The sequence below is a fragment of the Amycolatopsis sp. CFH S0740 genome, assembly GCF_004522315.1.
Classification (GTDB): Bacteria; Actinomycetota; Actinomycetes; order Mycobacteriales; family Pseudonocardiaceae; genus Amycolatopsis; species Amycolatopsis nivea.
On the sequence record NZ_SDLS01000030.1, the window covers coordinates 88,614 to 103,295 of the forward strand.

Annotated in this window: 15 protein-coding genes; 4 read left to right on the forward strand and 11 right to left on the reverse strand. The window is 71.0% G+C overall.

What is annotated here, in order from left to right:
• Nucleotides 1-71 precede the first annotated feature (71 nt).
• From EIZ45_RS36425 to EIZ45_RS36435, 3 genes are read left to right on the forward strand one after another with little or no spacing between them, the layout of a single operon-like run.
• Entirely contained in the window at nucleotides 72-440 is a 369-nt protein-coding gene (locus tag EIZ45_RS36425) for a DUF4267 domain-containing protein (RefSeq protein ID WP_134668135.1), read from the forward strand.
• A gap of 35 nt (nucleotides 441-475) precedes the next feature.
• Complete coding sequence (locus EIZ45_RS36430) at nucleotides 476-958, forward strand: cation:proton antiporter regulatory subunit (protein WP_009079551.1); 483 nt, start codon at nucleotides 476-478, stop codon at nucleotides 956-958.
• On the forward strand, nucleotides 958-2,148 hold the full coding sequence (locus EIZ45_RS36435) for a cation:proton antiporter (RefSeq protein WP_043830232.1): 1,191 nt from the start codon (nucleotides 958-960) through the stop codon (nucleotides 2,146-2,148). Before EIZ45_RS36430 ends, EIZ45_RS36435 begins: the two co-directional genes overlap by 1 nt.
• A 48-nt stretch (nucleotides 2,149-2,196) precedes the next feature.
• Here the strand turns inward: EIZ45_RS36435 and EIZ45_RS36440 are convergent, their stop codons facing one another.
• The 9 genes from EIZ45_RS36440 to EIZ45_RS36480 all read right to left on the reverse strand — a co-directional run bounded on the left by EIZ45_RS36440 (nucleotide 2,197) and on the right by EIZ45_RS36480 (nucleotide 11,735).
• Nucleotides 2,197-4,098, reverse strand: a complete 1,902-nt coding sequence (locus EIZ45_RS36440) for a Xaa-Pro dipeptidyl-peptidase (RefSeq protein ID WP_107051091.1) — start codon at nucleotides 4,096-4,098, stop codon at nucleotides 2,197-2,199.
• An 88-nt stretch (nucleotides 4,099-4,186) separates the two neighbouring features.
• The gene (locus tag EIZ45_RS36445) at nucleotides 4,187-4,939 is read right to left on the reverse strand and encodes a pseudouridine synthase (protein WP_037815466.1); all 753 of its coding nucleotides are present in this window, start codon (nucleotides 4,937-4,939) and stop codon (nucleotides 4,187-4,189) included.
• On the reverse strand, nucleotides 4,929-5,789 hold the full coding sequence (gene scpB, locus EIZ45_RS36450; protein WP_167756665.1) for an SMC-Scp complex subunit ScpB: 861 nt from the start codon (nucleotides 5,787-5,789) through the stop codon (nucleotides 4,929-4,931). The genes EIZ45_RS36445 and scpB overlap by 11 nt, the downstream gene beginning before the upstream one ends.
• The gene (locus EIZ45_RS36455; RefSeq protein WP_240692044.1) at nucleotides 5,786-6,811 is read right to left on the reverse strand and encodes a ScpA family protein; all 1,026 of its coding nucleotides are present in this window, start codon (nucleotides 6,809-6,811) and stop codon (nucleotides 5,786-5,788) included. The genes scpB and EIZ45_RS36455 overlap by 4 nt, the downstream gene beginning before the upstream one ends.
• Nucleotides 6,811-7,227, reverse strand: a complete 417-nt coding sequence (locus EIZ45_RS36460) for a cobyrinic acid a,c-diamide synthase (RefSeq protein ID WP_134668136.1) — start codon at nucleotides 7,225-7,227, stop codon at nucleotides 6,811-6,813. The genes EIZ45_RS36455 and EIZ45_RS36460 overlap by 1 nt, the downstream gene beginning before the upstream one ends.
• Complete coding sequence (locus tag EIZ45_RS36465) at nucleotides 7,224-8,300, reverse strand: ParA family protein (protein WP_235146667.1); 1,077 nt, start codon at nucleotides 8,298-8,300, stop codon at nucleotides 7,224-7,226. Before EIZ45_RS36465 ends, EIZ45_RS36460 begins: the two co-directional genes overlap by 4 nt.
• 132 nt (nucleotides 8,301-8,432) lie before the next feature.
• The gene (gene xerD, locus EIZ45_RS36470) at nucleotides 8,433-9,365 is read right to left on the reverse strand and encodes a site-specific tyrosine recombinase XerD (protein WP_134668137.1); all 933 of its coding nucleotides are present in this window, start codon (nucleotides 9,363-9,365) and stop codon (nucleotides 8,433-8,435) included.
• Nucleotides 9,366-9,405: 40 nt separating this feature from the next.
• Nucleotides 9,406-10,038, reverse strand: a complete 633-nt coding sequence (locus tag EIZ45_RS36475; protein ID WP_134668138.1) for an NUDIX hydrolase — start codon at nucleotides 10,036-10,038, stop codon at nucleotides 9,406-9,408.
• Nucleotides 10,035-11,735 (reverse strand): CTP synthase, encoded by a 1,701-nt coding sequence (locus EIZ45_RS36480; RefSeq protein ID WP_081684781.1) that lies wholly within the window; start codon nucleotides 11,733-11,735, stop codon nucleotides 10,035-10,037. Before EIZ45_RS36480 ends, EIZ45_RS36475 begins: the two co-directional genes overlap by 4 nt.
• Nucleotides 11,736-11,831: 96 nt before the next feature.
• Between EIZ45_RS36480 and aroA the strand changes: the two genes are divergently transcribed.
• The gene (gene aroA / locus EIZ45_RS36485; protein WP_134668139.1) at nucleotides 11,832-13,118 is read left to right on the forward strand and encodes a 3-phosphoshikimate 1-carboxyvinyltransferase; all 1,287 of its coding nucleotides are present in this window, start codon (nucleotides 11,832-11,834) and stop codon (nucleotides 13,116-13,118) included.
• Here aroA and EIZ45_RS36490 read toward each other — a convergent pair.
• Together EIZ45_RS36490 and EIZ45_RS36495 are read right to left on the reverse strand one after the other, a co-directional pair.
• A complete protein-coding gene (locus EIZ45_RS36490) occupies nucleotides 13,111-13,956 on the reverse strand; it encodes an alpha/beta fold hydrolase (protein ID WP_134668140.1) in 846 nt (281 codons plus the stop codon). The genes aroA and EIZ45_RS36490 overlap by 8 nt on opposite strands.
• Nucleotides 13,957-13,991: 35 nt before the next feature.
• On the reverse strand, nucleotides 13,992-14,672 hold the full coding sequence (locus tag EIZ45_RS36495) for a GntR family transcriptional regulator (RefSeq protein WP_134668141.1): 681 nt from the start codon (nucleotides 14,670-14,672) through the stop codon (nucleotides 13,992-13,994).
• Nucleotides 14,673-14,682 lie beyond the last annotated feature (10 nt).

The following is a 14,682-nucleotide window of genomic DNA, read 5'->3' on the forward strand; positions in this document are numbered from 1 at the left end:
TAGACAAGCTAGCGCCGCTAAGTTAGCGTTGCACTTGTTCCTAGCGTTGCTAACTCCCTCGGAGGCTCCCCGTGCTGATCGCCGCTTACGTCCTCGCCGCCGTCCCCGTCCTCGGCATCATCTACGTCGGCTTCGGCTATCTGACCGCCCCGGCGAAAAGCGCCGCGACGTTCGGCCTGCGGGAAATCCCGACCGGATCGACGGCGTTCTTCGAGATCAAAGGGAACCGCGACATCGGCACCGGGCTGATCCTCGGCGTCGCGATGCTGGCGGGCAGCGCTCACCTGGCCGGCTGGCTGCTGCTGGCCGCGACCGTCATGCCGGTGTGCGACATGCTGATCATCCTGCGACACAAGGGGAAGAAGAGCATGGCCTACGGAGTGCACGGCGCGACCGCCGCGTTCATGGCCGCGACCTCGGTCCTGTTCCTGCTGGGCTGAACTCCGCGAATCGGACAATGAGTTACCGTGGCCGAGTGAACGTCGAAGTCACCCCTCTTCCCGGAATCGGTGTCCGCAAGGACTTCGCCACCCGCGCGGGCCGCCGCATCGGCGTCGTCACCCAGCGGGACGGCAAGATCGAGCTGATCGTCTCCAAATCCGACGATCCGGACGCCTGCCTCGCGTCGCTGCCGCTGACCGCGGACGAGGCGGGCGCGCTCTCGAACCTGCTCGGCGCGCCGCAACTGGTGGCGCAGCTGAACGAGGAGCACCGCGAGCTGCCGGGCATCAACACGAAGCAGCTGCCGATCACCGCGGACAGCCCGTTCGACGGCCGTTCGCTCGGCGACACCGCGATGCGCACGCGCACCAGCGTCTCGATCGTCGCGGTGATGCGGGCCGGGCAGGTGCACCCGTCGCCGACGCCGGACTTCCTCTTCACCGCGGGCGATCTGCTCGTCGTGGTCGGCACGTCCGAGGGACTGGAAGCCGCCGCCAAGATCCTCAAGCACGGCTGATGGACCACACCGCACTTTCGCTGATCGAACTCGGCGCGGTCTTCTTCGTGCTCGGCGCGCTGGGCAGGCTCGCCGGCCGGATCGGCCTCTCCCCCATCCCCCTCTATCTGCTCGGCGGCCTGTGCTTCGGCTCGGGCGGCCTGATCCCGCTCGCCGACATCGGCGATTTCGCCCACCTCGCCAGCGAAATCGGCGTGGTGCTGCTGCTTCTCCTGCTCGGCCTGGAGTACTCCGCGGCCGAACTGTTCACCGGCATGCGGCGGTCGTGGACCGCGGGCCTGGTGGACATCGTGCTCAACGCCGCACCCGGCGCGGCGGTCGCGCTGATCCTGGGCTGGGGCCCGATCGGCGCGATCGTCATGGCGGGCGTCACGTACATCTCGTCGTCCGGCATCATCGCGAAGGTCCTCGGCGACCTCGGCCGGCTCGGCAACCGCGAAACGCCGGTGGTGCTCTCGATCCTCGTGTTCGAGGACCTCGTAATGGCGCTGTACCTGCCGATCCTGACCGCGATTCTCGGCGGGGTGAGCCTGCTCGGCGGGCTGGAAGCCGTCGGCATTTCGCTGCTGGTAATCACGGTGGTGCTGGTGATCGCGCTGAAGTTCGGGCGGTATGTGTCGGCGCTGGTGGACAGCGACGACCGGGAAGTGTTCCTGCTCAAGATCCTCGGCGCCGCCCTGCTGGTGGCCGGGATCGCTTCGGCACTGCAGGTGTCGGCGGCGGTCGGGGCGTTCCTGCTGGGGATCGCGGTGTCGGGGTCTACCGCGCACAACGCGACCCGGCTGCTGGAACCGCTGCGGGATCTCTTTGCTGCGATGTTCTTCGTGGTGTTCGGGCTGAACACCAACCCGGCGTCGATCCCGCCGGTGCTCGGGTGGGCTGCGGCGCTTGCTGTGGTGACCACTTTGACGAAGGTGGCCACCGGCTGGTGGGCTGCCCGCAGGCAGAAAATCGGTCGACTCGGCCGCGCCCGTGCTGGAGCGGCTTTGGTTGCGCGGGGCGAGTTCTCGATCGTCATCGCCGGGTTGGCGGTCACCGCGGGAGCTGTCGACGGCGAGCTGGCCGCGCTCGCGACGGCTTACGTGCTGCTGATGGCGATCCTCGGGCCGACCGCGGCTCGGGTGGTCGAGCCGATCGCGAAAGCCTTCCAGCGCAAGGCAGCCGCGAAAGAAACCGTCACCGCCAGCTGAAGTCCGGGTGGGGACTCCGCGTGAACCAGAGTCCCCACCCGGCGTTTGTCAGCGCAGGTCGAACCGCGCCGCGGCCGGGACGTGCGCGAGCGGACCCGCCGGAGCGGATTCCGTCCGCGGACGCGCCGGAACCGTGCCGACCAGCGGGATCCGGGCCGAGGTCTTGGCCAGGTCGATGGTCAGCTTCGGCGGGTTCGCCGGTGCGGTGATGAAGTTGGCGTCCGTCCCGCCGATCACCAGTGCCAACCGGTGCCCGGCCGGGACGATGTGGTCGGTGCTCGCCAGGCGGAACGTCATCGTGTACGCCTTGCCCGGCGTCAGCCGCGCTTCGCGGCTCAGGGACTGGTAGTTCGCCAGGTCCGCCCAGCCTCGGCTGATGATCGTGTAGTCCACGTTCGTCGTGTCCGCGCTGGTCACCTTGTAGCAAGCGCTGTCGCCGTCGGTGCTCGAACCCCAGCACGTGCGGTCCGTGCCGGTCACGATTCCTTCGCCAGAGCCCGAGAAATTGCGGATCTTCGCGGGGCCGTAGTCCACCAGCATCGCCGACAGATGCGCGGTCGGAGTGCTCGGCGTGGCCGTCACGGTGATCGACGAGGTGCCCGAGACCTGCACCGGCGAAGAGAGCGCGCTAGTGCTGTAGAGGACGCGGTTCGGCGACGTGCCCGACGGGTTCGCCGCCCACTCGTTCTCGCCGATCTTCGGGTTGTCGGTGAACGACGCGCTGCCCCGGCCACCCGCGGTGCCGAGCGTGCCGACGCCAGCGGTACGGCCCGGCTGCGGGCGCAGCACCGTCGCCTTGGTGCCCGGCGCGGGGTAGGTCGCTTCGTTGACCCACTGGTCCGGCTGGCGTTCGACGGTCGCCTGCGGTTCCTTCTCGATGCCGTTGTCGATGCCCATCAGGTAGTGGTCGAACCACCGGTGCAGGGTGTCGACCCACTCGGTGCGGCGGTAGTCGAACGGGTCGACGTGGCCGGTCTGGGCGAGCCAGATCTTGCGCTGCACGCCCTTCGCGGCGAGCGCGTCCCACCATTGGCCGTAGTTGATCGGCATGACGTTCAGGTCGTTGACGCCGTGCGAAATGAACACGGAGGCGCGCACGTTCTTCGCATTCGCCACGTAATCGCGCTCCGCCCACAGCGGGCCGTAGTCGCCGTTCTCGGTCGCGCCCTCGGCGAGTTTCCGGTTCTGCGCCGAACAATCCTGGCCGCCGTTGCGCCGCTCGACGGTCTGCGCGAGCCCGTCCGGGTTGAAGCCGAACGACGCGCCGTCCGAGCGGTAATAGTCGTACCAGGAGCTGATCGCGGAGATCGGCACGATGGTCTTGAGTCCTTCGACGCCGGTCGAGGCGACGCCGTTGGCGATGGTGCCGTCGTAGGACTTGCCGATCATCCCGACGCCGCCGTCGCTCCAGCCCGCCGACATCTTCGTGCCGCCGGTTTTCGCGGTGTAGCCGGTCGCGCGGCCGTTCAGCCAGTCGACGACCTTCTTCGCCGACTGGACGTCCGAGTTGCCGCCGACGTCCACGCACCCGGTCGACCGGTTGGTGCCCGCGAGGTCCACGAGCACCACCGCGTACCCGCGCGGCACGAAGTAGTTGTCGTAGAACAGCGGGAAGCCGACCGGGCGGCCCTGCGCGTCGTACGTCTTGAACTGGGTTTCGTTGCCGCGCCCCACCGAGGAGTAGTACGGGCTGGCGTCCATGATCACCGGGATCTTCTTGCCCGCCTCGGCCGGTTCCTTCGGTCGCACGATGTCGGCGGCGACCCGGTCCGGCACGCCGTCCCCGTCGCCGTCCCGGCCGAGGTCGACCCACACCGTTTCGCGGATCGCCCCGGCGTAGTCGTACTGCGGCTCCGTGGCGGTTCTCGCCGGGGCGGCCGTCGCGGCCGCCGGCACCACCACTCCCGCGGCCAGCACCGCGGCGGCGCACAGCCCTGTCAGCACACGCATTCCCGTCGCCCTCCAGAGTCGTCGTCGGGTACCGACAACTCTGGTCGGGGCGCGGGGTCCGGCAGCAGGGCCGAAAGTGGGGAACCGGTCAGAGTCCCACGGTGCGGTACAGCGTGCCGACCTCGCCGCGGTTCAGCCTGCGGATCGTGCCCTGGCGCTGGTTGCCCAGCTGCACGTCGCCGACCGCGGTGCGCACCAGCTTGCGGACCGGGTGCCCGGTGGCCGCCATGAGCCTGCGCACGATGTGCTTGCGGCCCTCGTGGATCACCAGCTCGATCATGCTCCGGCCGGAATGCATGTCCTTGACCCGGAACTGGTCGACCTTCACGATCCCGTCCGGCAGCTCCCAGCCCGCGCGCAGCTCCTTGCCGAGCCCGCGCGGCACCAGCCCCTCGACCTCCGCGAAATACGTCTTGAGCACCCGGTACGACGGGTGCATCAGCCGGTGCCCGAGGTCGCCGTCGTTGGTCAGCAGCAGCAGGCCCTCGGTGTTCTCGTCGAGCCGCCCGACGTGCACGACGCCCGGGGTCTCCTCCCACCGGCCGCGCAGGTAGTCGCCGACGCACGGGCGGCCCCGGTCGTCCGACATCGTCGAGTGCACGCCCTTGGGCTTGTTGAACGCGAGGTACACGAGGTCGTCGCGGAGGTTGACCCGCGTGCCGTCGACGTGGATCACCGCCTCGTCCGGGTGCACGCGGCGGCCCAGTTCGGTGACGACCTCGCCGTCCACCTCCACCCGGCCGGCCGCGATCAGGTCCTCGGCGGCCCGGCGCGACGCCACGCCCGCCTGCGACAGGACCTTCTGCAGGCGGATGCCGTCGGGGTGTTGCTCAGATGTCATCGATGGTGTCCACTTCGGGTAGCAGCGGAGCGATCGGGGGCAGGTCGTTCAGCGACGACAGCCCCAGTCGCTCCAGGAACAGCTCGGTCGTCACGTACAGCGTGCCCGTGGTCTCCGGGTCGGTGCCCATCTCCTCGATGAGCCCCCGCGCCAGCAGGGTCCGGATCACGCCGTCCACGTTCACCCCGCGCACCGCCGCGACCCGGGCCCGGGTGACCGGCTGCCGGTACGCGATCACGGCGAGGCTCTCCAGCGCGGCCCTGGTCAGCTTCGACCGCTGGCCGTCCAGCAGGAGCTTCTCCACGAACGGGGCGTAGGTGTCCCTAGTGTAGAACCGCCACCCTTCGCCGACGCGCCGCAGGTCGATCCCGCTGGCCCGCTCGGTGAACTTCTGCGCCATCGTCCGCAGCGCGACGGTCACCCTGGCGACCGGCTGGTCCAGCGTTTCGGCGAGGGAATCCTCCGCGATCGGCGAGTCCACGACGAGCAGCAGCGCTTCGAGAGCGGCTTCGAGCGCCTCGTCCGACTCGACGCTCGGCAGGCCGCTGTCGACGGCGACCAGGCCTTCGTCGTCGGACGGCTCCGCGGCTTCGGGCTCCGGCTCGGATTCGGCTTCGGCGGATTCCGGCTCGGTTTCGGCAGGCTCCGGCGCTTCGGCTTCCGGCGCGGGTTCCGGCTCGACGGCCTCCACAGACTCCGCCTCGTTTTCCGGCTGCGGCGCGGTTTCCGGCTCAGTCTCGTCCGGCTCGACCGCAGCCTGTTCGGCCTCGACCTGAGCCTCTTCCGCCGGAGCGTCCGGCGCCGCCGGAGTCTCCTCCCGCTCCGGTGCGCGGTCGTCTTCGGTGCTCACCCGTATTCCTCCTCATCGGCCGCCGCGCGGTCGTGCTCGGCGGCGACGGACGCCTCGGCCACGCTGCCGCCGGTCCAGCGGACGTGCAGTTCCGCCAATGCCTCCAGCTGGTCGAACTGCACCGACGACTCGCGGTACAGCTCCAGCAGCGCGAGGAACCGCGCCACGACCTCGACCGTGTGCTCGCAGTCCGAGGTCAGTTCCTTGAACGTCGCCTGCCCGGCCTCGGCGAGCTTCAGCCGCAGCAGCGCGGCGTGCTCGCGCACGGACACCCGGCCCATGTGGATGTGCGCGATCGACACCTGCGGCGGCGGTTTCGGCCGGAACACCGCGACCGCGATCTCCGCGAACCGCTCCGGCGTGACGCCGAGCATCACCTCCGGCAGCAGCCCGAGGTACCGCTCCTCCAGCGCCACCGACCGCGGGTACCGCCGCAGCGCGCCTTCCTCCAGCTCGCCGAACAGCGCGGCCACCTGCTTGTACGCGCGGTACTGCAGCATCCGCGCGAACAGCACGTCGCGGGCTTCCAGCAGCGCGAGGTCGTCCTCGTTCTCGACCTCGGCCGCAGGCAGCAGCCGGGCGGCCTTGAGGTCGAGCAGGGTCGCCGCGATCACCAGGAACTCGGTGGTCTCGTCGAGGTTCCAGTCCGGGCCGAGGGCGCGGGTGTAGGCGATGAAGTCGTCAGTGACGGTGTGCAGCGCGACCTCGGTGACGTCCAGCTGATGCTGCGAGATCAGCTGCAGCAGCAGGTCGAACGGGCCCTCGAAGTTCTGCAGCCGCACCTTGAACTTCGAGGACCCCTCGTCGGCCGCGTATCCCTCGGGGATGGTGCCGCCGTGCACCGTCTCGTGCACGGCCGGAGCCTCGGCGGGCCCGGGGGCTTCCGGAGCGTCGGTCTCCTCCGGAGCCTCCGCGGCCGCCGTGCTTTCCGGAGCCGCGGCGCCGGGTTCCTCCGTGCCGCGCGTGCTTTCGGTGGCTGCCGCTTCCGGCTCCGGCAGCTCGGCCGATGCCGGTTCGTCCATCAGCCCTCGGTTCCGCCGTCCTCGCCGTTCGCCCGCAATCGCTGCACCAGCACGGAGTCCTCGCCGCGCTGGTCGAAGTCGGCGAGCAGCACGGCGACCGCCTCGCGGACCAGCCTGCCGCGGTCGACGACCAGGTCGTGCTTGGCGCGCAGGTTCAGCCGGGCCTGCTCCATCGCGAGCAGTTCCTCGCCGGAGACGTACACGGTGATCTTCGCGTCGTGCTTGGTGCGCCCGGACCCGCTGCGCGCCGCGTTGCGGGCCAGCTGGTCGGCGTCCGCCGGAGCGCTCGGCTTGCGCGGCGGGGCCACCGGTTCCGCCGGAGCGGGCACGGCGGGACGTTCGAGCGCGGGGGTCGCCGGACTGGAGGTGAGGCGGAAGAGCTCCGACGCTCCGGGCAGGGAAGCGCGCCTGCTCACCGAGCGATCACCTCGCGGGCCAGCGCGCGGTAAGCCGCGGCGCCGGCGGACTTGGGGGCCCAGGTCGTGATGGGCTCGCCCGCGACCGTCGTCTCGGGGAACCGCACGGTGCGGTTGATCACCGTGTCGAACACGGTGTCGCCGAATGCCTCGACCACGCGAGCCATGACCTCCTTCGAGTGCAGGGTTCTCGGGTCGTACATCGTGGCGAGAATCCCCGTGATGTCCAGTTTGGGGTTGAGGCGTTCCTGCACCTTCTCGATCGTGTCGATCAGGAGCGCGACGCCTCGCAGACTGAAGAACTCGCACTCCAGGGGGATGATCACACCGTCCGCGGCGGTCAATGCGTTCACCGTCAACAGGCCGAGCGAGGGCTGGCAGTCGACAAGAACATAGTCGTAGTCGTTCATCACCGGACGAAGGACCCGTAACAACGTGTGCTCGCGCCCTACCTCTGCGACGAGCTGGACCTCCGCCGCGGACAGGTCGATGTTGCTCGGCAGCAGGTCAACGCCGTCGACGCGGGTTTTGCGGAGCACGTCCTCGATCTGCACCGAGCGCTCCATGATGACGTTGTAGACCGTCTGGTCCAGTTCGTGCGGCTGGATGCCGAGCCCGACCGACAGCGCGCCTTGCGGGTCGAAGTCGACCAGCAGCACCCGGCGGCCGCATTCGGCGAGCGCGGCGCCGAGGTTGATCGTGGACGTGGTCTTGCCGACCCCGCCCTTCTGGTTGCACATGGCGAGCACCTTCGCCGGGCCGTGCCGCTCGAGCGGCGGCGGCTCGGGGATCTCGCGCAGCGGGCGCCCGGTCGGCCCGATCCCGCTCTCCGCGCGCTCCTTCGCCCGCATCCGGGCGCGTTCGGCGCGGGTCAGCGGCCGTTCCGGCTCGTCGCCCTCGTGGTCCGCCGGCGTGGCGATCCGCGCGTGCTCGAGGTTCGCCGCGGCCGAACCGGAGGACCCGGAAGACACAGCGGGCCCGGACGACGCAGCGGGCCCGGCGGACACTGCCGGCCCAGCTGGCCCGGCGGGCGCTGCCGGGTCCTCCGGCTGGTTCGGAGTCGGTGTCGACATGGCGCGAAAGCTCCTTGTTCGGCGGGGTCTCCGGCAGCCTATGCGGATTTCCGGAGCACCGGCAAAGCGCCGCGCCGGGCCGCACGGGCCGAGTCACCGCAGCGTGGGAAGGCCCTGAGGCGGTTCGGACGTTCAGCCCAGCGCGCGCGGATGCGCGGTGGCGTAGACCTCTCGCAGCGTCGTGACCGTGACGAGCGTGTACACCTGGGTCGTGGTCACCGAGGCGTGGCCGAGCAGTTCCTGCACCACGCGGACGTCCGCGCCGCCCTCGAGCAGGTGGGTCGCGAACGAGTGGCGCAGGGTGTGCGGCGACACCGCGGCGGTGATCCCGGCCCGCTCGGCGGTGTCCTTGAGCACCTGCCACGCGCTTTGCCGGGACAGCCGGCTGCCGCGGGCGTTGAGGAAGATCGCGGACGTGCCCCGGCCGTTCGCGGCGAGCGCGGGACGGGCGCGGACCAGGTACGCGTCGAGTGCTTCCAATGCGGGACGGCCGATCGGCACCAGCCGTTGCTTGCCGCCCTTGCCGTCGAGCAGGACGGTGCGCTCGGTCTCGTCCACATCGTCCACGTCGAGCCCGACGGCCTCGGAGATCCGGGCTCCGGTCGAGTAGAGCAGTTCCAGCAGCGCACGGTCGCGCAAGGCGCGTTCGCCGTCCGGCGGCGGGGTGTCGAGCAGCTTCAGGACGTCCGCGACCGGCAACGCCTTGGGCAGCCGTTTCGCCGCGGCCGGCGGGCGGACGTCGCGGGCCGGGTCGTGTTCGGTGAGCCCGTCGGCGTGCGCGAACTTGTGCAGCCCGCGCACCGCGACGAGCGCCCGCGCGGCCGACGACGCCGCCAGCGGCTGGTGTTCTTCGTCGCCCTCGCGCAGCGCCGCTCCGAATGACGTGACATGCGCGGGCGTGACCTCGGTCAGCCGCACGATCCCCGCCGCTTCCAGATGGGCGGCGTAGCGGCGGAGGTCACGCGAGTAGCTGTCGAGGGTGTTGCGGGCGGTGCCGCGTTCGACGACGAGATGGTCGAGGTACGTGGCGATCGCGCCCCGCACCTCGACTCTCGCGTCATTCACGCCGCCACTCTAGGACGGCACACCGACAGAACCCGGAAATTCAGCCCTCGGCCAGTCGGCGAGCGAACCGCGTCGGCCGGTCCTGCCACGGCGCGTCGGCCGGGCGCGTCTCCGCCGCCCCGGTCAGCACCGCGTGCGCCGACAGCACGCCCGAGACGGTCGCGCCGTTGACCAGCTCGCCCGCCAGCGCCATCCGGACCGCCTCGGCGAGCGGGAACTTCCGCACCACCAGGTCGGCCTCCTCGTCGCCGAGCACCTCGCGGTCCACTTCGGACAGATCGCGCGCGAGGAAGACGCGCACCACCTCGTCGGTGAACCCGGGCGAGGCCGCGACGTCGACCAGGGTGTCCCAGCGGGCCGCCGCCAGCCCGGATTCCTCGGCCAGCTCGCGCTTCGCCGCCTCGACCGGCTCCTCCCCCGGCTTGTCGATCAGCCCGGCGGGCAGCTCCCACAGCCTGCGCCCGAGCGGATGCCGGTACTGGTGCACGAGCGTGACGTTGTCCTCGCTGTCCAGCGCCGCGATCACCACCGCGCCGAGGTGTTCGACCACCTCGCGCTTGGCGGTTTCCCCGCCGGGCATCACGACGTCGTCGACCCGGAGGCCGACGACGCGTCCCACGTGGACGACCGTGCTGCCGGCGACGGAGAACTCGTGCGTGCCGGGCGCGCTCACCGAGCCGCCACGGGCGTTTCGGGGAGTTCGACCGGGAGCCGCTCGGCGACCTTGCGGTCCACGACGGCCTTCACGAACGCGCTGAACAGCGGGTGCGGCCGGGTCGGGCGGCTCTTCAGCTCGGGGTGCGCCTGGGTGCCCACGAAGAACGGGTGCTTGTCCGCGGGCAGTTCGACGAACTCGACGAGCCGGTCGTCCGGCGAGGTGCCGGAGAACACCAGTCCCGCGTCGCCGATCTGCTTGCGGTAGGCGTTGTTCACCTCGTAGCGGTGGCGGTGGCGCTCGGACACCTCGGTGGTGCCGTACGCCTTGGCGACCTGCGAACCCGCCTTGAGCTTCGCCGGGTACGCGCCGAGCCGCATCGTGCCGCCCATGTCGCGCTCGCCCGCGACGACGTCGCGCTGGTCGGCCATGGTCGAGATCACCGCGTGCTGGGTGTCCTCGTCGAACTCGGCCGAGTTCGCGCCCTCGATGCCCGCGAGGTTCCGCGCGCTCTCGATGACCATGCACTGCAGGCCGAGGCACAGCCCGAGCAGCGGGACGCCGTGCGTGCGCGCGTAGTGGATCGCGCCGACCTTGCCCTCGATGCCGCGGATGCCGAACCCGCCGGGGATCAGCACACCGTCCACATCGGACAGCACGGACGCCGCGCCGGATTCGGTCTGCGCGTCGTCCGAGGCGACCCAGACGATCTCGACCTTGGCGCGGTGCGCGAACCCGCCCGCGCGCAGCGCCTCGGTGACCGAGAGGTACGCGTCCGGCAGGTCGATGTACTTGCCCACCACCGCGACCCGGACGATCTCGCTCGGGTTGTGCACGCGGTCGAGCAGGTCGCCCCACACCGTCCAGTCGACGTCCCGGAACGGCAGGCCCAGCCGGCGCACCACGTACGCGTCGAGCGCCTCGCCGTGCAGCACCTTCGGGATGTCGTAGATCGAGCGCGCGTCCGGGCAGGCGATGACCGCCTCGGTGTCGACGTCGCACATCAGGCCGATCTTGCGCTTGAGGTCGTCCGGGATCTCCCGGTCCGCGCGGCACACCAGCGCGTCCGGCTGGATGCCGATGTTGCGCAGCGCGGCGACCGAGTGCTGGGTCGGCTTGGTCTTGAGCTCGCCCGAGGGGGCGAGGTACGGCACCAGCGACACGTGCAGGAAGAAGCACTGGTCGCGGCCGACGTCGTGGCGCACCTGGCGGCACGCCTCGAGGAACGGCAGCGACTCGATGTCGCCGACCGTGCCGCCGACCTCGGTGATCACCACGTCCGGCGCGACGCCGTTCTCGTCCGGCCCGGCCGCGGCGGTGATCCGCGCCTTGATCTCGTCGGTGATGTGCGGGATCACCTGGACGGTGTCGCCGAGGTACTCGCCGCGGCGTTCCTTGGCGATCACCTCCGAGTACACCTGTCCGGTGGTGACGTTCGCCTTGCCGTCGAGAGAGCGGTCGAGGAAGCGCTCGTAGTGCCCGATGTCGAGATCGGTCTCGGCGCCGTCGTCGGTGACGAACACCTCGCCGTGCTGGAACGGGTTCATCGTCCCGGGGTCGACATTGAGGTACGGGTCGAGCTTCTGCATCGTGACGCGAAGTCCGCGCGAAGTGAGCAGCTGTCCGAGGCTGGACGCCGTCAGACCCTTACCCAGAGAGGAGGCAACGCCTCCGGTGACAAAGACATACTTGGTAGCCCGCGACTGAAGTCCCACGGGCCGCCAGCATATCCCACTCCCGGCAGATCGCTCGCCGACGCCTCTTCCCGGCGCGGCGGAATCGGTTCACCCGCGCCGCGCTAGGCTGCGCGCGTGCCGAACATCCGCGATGACCACTGGACCGCCCCCGTCGCGGGCGCCTCGCTGGACGCCGCGGTGCGCGTCCCCGGATCGAAGTCCATCACCAACCGGGCCTACGTGCTCGCCGCGCTCGCGAGCGCCCCCACGCGGGTGCGCCATCCGCTCGATTCGCGCGACACCCGGCTGATGCTGGCCGCGCTCGCCTCGCTGGGCGCGCTTTCCGAAGAGACCATCGACGGCTTCCTCGTCCACCCGCTGGGCACTATCAGCGGCCGCGGCGACGAAGCGACCGTCACCCTCGGCAACGCCGGGACTGTCGCCCGCTTCACGCCCGCGCTCGCCACGCTCGGCGACGCCTCGGTGCAGTTCGACGGCGACGACGCGATCCGCCGCCGCCCGATCGACCCGCTGCTGGCCGCGTTGCGCAAGCTCGGCGCGCGGATCGACGACGGCGGACGCGGCGCGCCGCCGTTCACCGTGCACGGCACCGGCGGGCTGCGCGGCGGCCGGGTGGACCTCGATTCGTCGGCCTCCAGCCAGTTCCTGTCCGCGCTGCTGCTCGCCGGTCCGGCGTTCGAGCGGGGCGTGACGGTGCGGCTGGTCGGCGGTGCCCCGCCGAGCGAACCGCACATCGCGATGACGCTGGACATGCTGCGCCGGTTCGGGGCCACAGTGGAGCGTTCCGGCACGGAATTCCACGTGGAGCCGGCGATACTGTCGTGCCCGGAGTACGTCGTGGAGCCGGATCTCTCCACCGCGGCCCCGTTCGTGGCCGCCGCGGTGGTCGGCGGCGGGACGGTCCGGGTGCACGGCTGGCCGAAGCAGACCACGCAGCCGGGCGACTGGCTGCGCGGCCTGGTGACCGAACTGGGCGCGAAAGCGACGCTGGACGACGACGGCCTGGTCGTCACCGGCGGCGGCGCGTTCCCCGGCATCGACCTCGACCTGCACGAGGTCGGCGAGCTGACCCCGGTCATCGCGGCGATGCTGTGCTTCGCCGAGAGCCCGTCGAGCATCACCGGCGTCGCGCACCTGCGCGGCCACGAGACCGACCGGCTCACCGCGCTGGCGACCGAACTGTCCGGCCTGGGCGCGGGCGTCACCGAACTCGAGGACGGCCTGGAAATCACTCCCGCCCCGATGCACGGCGGCGTTTTCCACACCTACGAAGACCACCGGCTGGTGATGGCGGCGGCGGTGCTGGGGCTGCGCGTGCCCGGCGTGCTGGTCGAGAACCCGGACACGGTCGGCAAGACGTTCCCGAAGTTCGTCGAGACATGGAGCGACGCCGTCAGCTGAGCAACCGGCGGATCTCCTCCACCACCGCCTCGGGTTCAGTGACCGGCACCAGATGCCCGGACTTCTCCGCGATCCGATGCCGTCCCCGCGGCGACGCCCGTTGCGCGTGCGCGGCATTCGCCTCCGCGCGCATCGCCGCGTTCATCCCGTCCCCGGCCCGGCCGCCGGACACGACCGTCACCGGACAACCGCTCGACGCGGGCGGATTCGTCCGCCAGGCTTCCAGTTCGTCGAGGAAGGTCCGCGCCTGCTCGGCTTGGGTGCGCAACACCTGCGGCGTAAAGCCTTCCCGCACCAGATCGCGCCGGACGTCTTCGGGCGCGGCCCGCAGCATGGGGCGGTACAAGAACTTCAGCAATCCGGTCGCCGCGAGGACCCGGCCGGTGCGCAGCAGCTTCCGTTCGAGGCTGCGGAATCGCGGCGAGAACAGCACTTCCGCCGCCTCGTCGGTCGGGTCGACCAGGACCAGCCCCGACACCTGAGCGGAAGTCCGGGACGCGGCGAGCCGCACGATCGGTCCCCCGGCGCTGTGCCCGACGAGCACGTACGGCCCCGGCCCGAAGTGGCTCAGGACGTCCACGAGATCGTCGGCCATCCGGTCCAGCGTGCGCCCGGCCGGATCCGGCGCGCTGCGGCCGAGCCCGGACCGGTCGTACACCACTGCCCGCGCGAACTCGCCGACCAGCGGCTGCACGAGCCCCCACGACGACCGGCTCGCCGCCGCGCCCGCCTCGAACACCACCGTCGGCGCGTTCTCCGGGCCGCGCAGCACCATCGCGTACAGCCGTCGGCCGTCCTTGGCGGACACCCACTCCGGCTCGCCCTGCACGTGCGCCACCAGCGACCCCCTCGCTTCAAATTAGGGTCACCTTACTAGCCCGCGGGACGCTCGTCCCGCTCGTCGTCCCCGAAGAGGTCGCGCAACGTCACCGCGCGGTTGACCCGGACGTGCTCGGCGGCGTACTCGCGCGCCCGCTCCACGTCGCCGGACCCGATGGCGTCCACCAGGCGGCGGTGCTCGTCCAGCAGTTCGCCCCAGTGCTCGTTCTGGCTGGTCAGCCACCGCAGCTGGCCTTCGAGCGGATGCAGCATCGTGGTGAGCAGCCGGTTGCCCGCGATGGCGATGATCTCGTCGTGCAGCCTGCTGTTGACCTCCGAAATCCGCGCGCCGTCGCCGCCCTGGGTGACCCGCGCGGACTCGGCGAGCAGCCGCTCCAGCCGGCGCATCTCCGGCTTCCCGGCCCGTTCCGCGGCACGCGCGGCGGCGAGGCTCTCCAGCGCCTCCCGGACGTCGAACAGCTCCTCGACGTCCACGCGCGCCAGCTGCCGCACCACCACCCGCCGGGGCGAGGGCACGACCACGAACCCCTCGGATTCCAGGCTGCGGATCGCCTCGCGCACCGGCACCCGCGAGACCCCGAGATCGTCGGCCAGTTCGCGCTCGACCAGCCGGTCCCCCGGCTTCAGCCGCCCGGTCAGGATCCGCTCCCGCAGCTCGTCGAGCACCCGGGCACGCGTCGCCGCGAGCGGCTGCCGCTCCTCCGTGGCGCCCACCTGACCCCCT

Coding starts and splice junctions, on each gene's coding strand:
- EIZ45_RS36435 (WP_043830232.1), top strand. CDS start 958: ATGGACCACACCGCACTTTCGCTGATCGAACTCGGCGCGGTCTTCTTC.
- EIZ45_RS36440 (WP_107051091.1), bottom strand. CDS start 4,098: ATGCGTGTGCTGACAGGGCTGTGCGCCGCCGCGGTGCTGGCCGCGGGA.
- EIZ45_RS36445 (WP_037815466.1), bottom strand. CDS start 4,939: ATGACATCTGAGCAACACCCCGACGGCATCCGCCTGCAGAAGGTCCTG.
- EIZ45_RS36455 (WP_240692044.1), bottom strand. CDS start 6,811: ATGGACGAACCGGCATCGGCCGAGCTGCCGGAGCCGGAAGCGGCAGCC.
- EIZ45_RS36465 (WP_235146667.1), bottom strand. CDS start 8,300: ATGTCGACACCGACTCCGAACCAGCCGGAGGACCCGGCAGCGCCCGCC.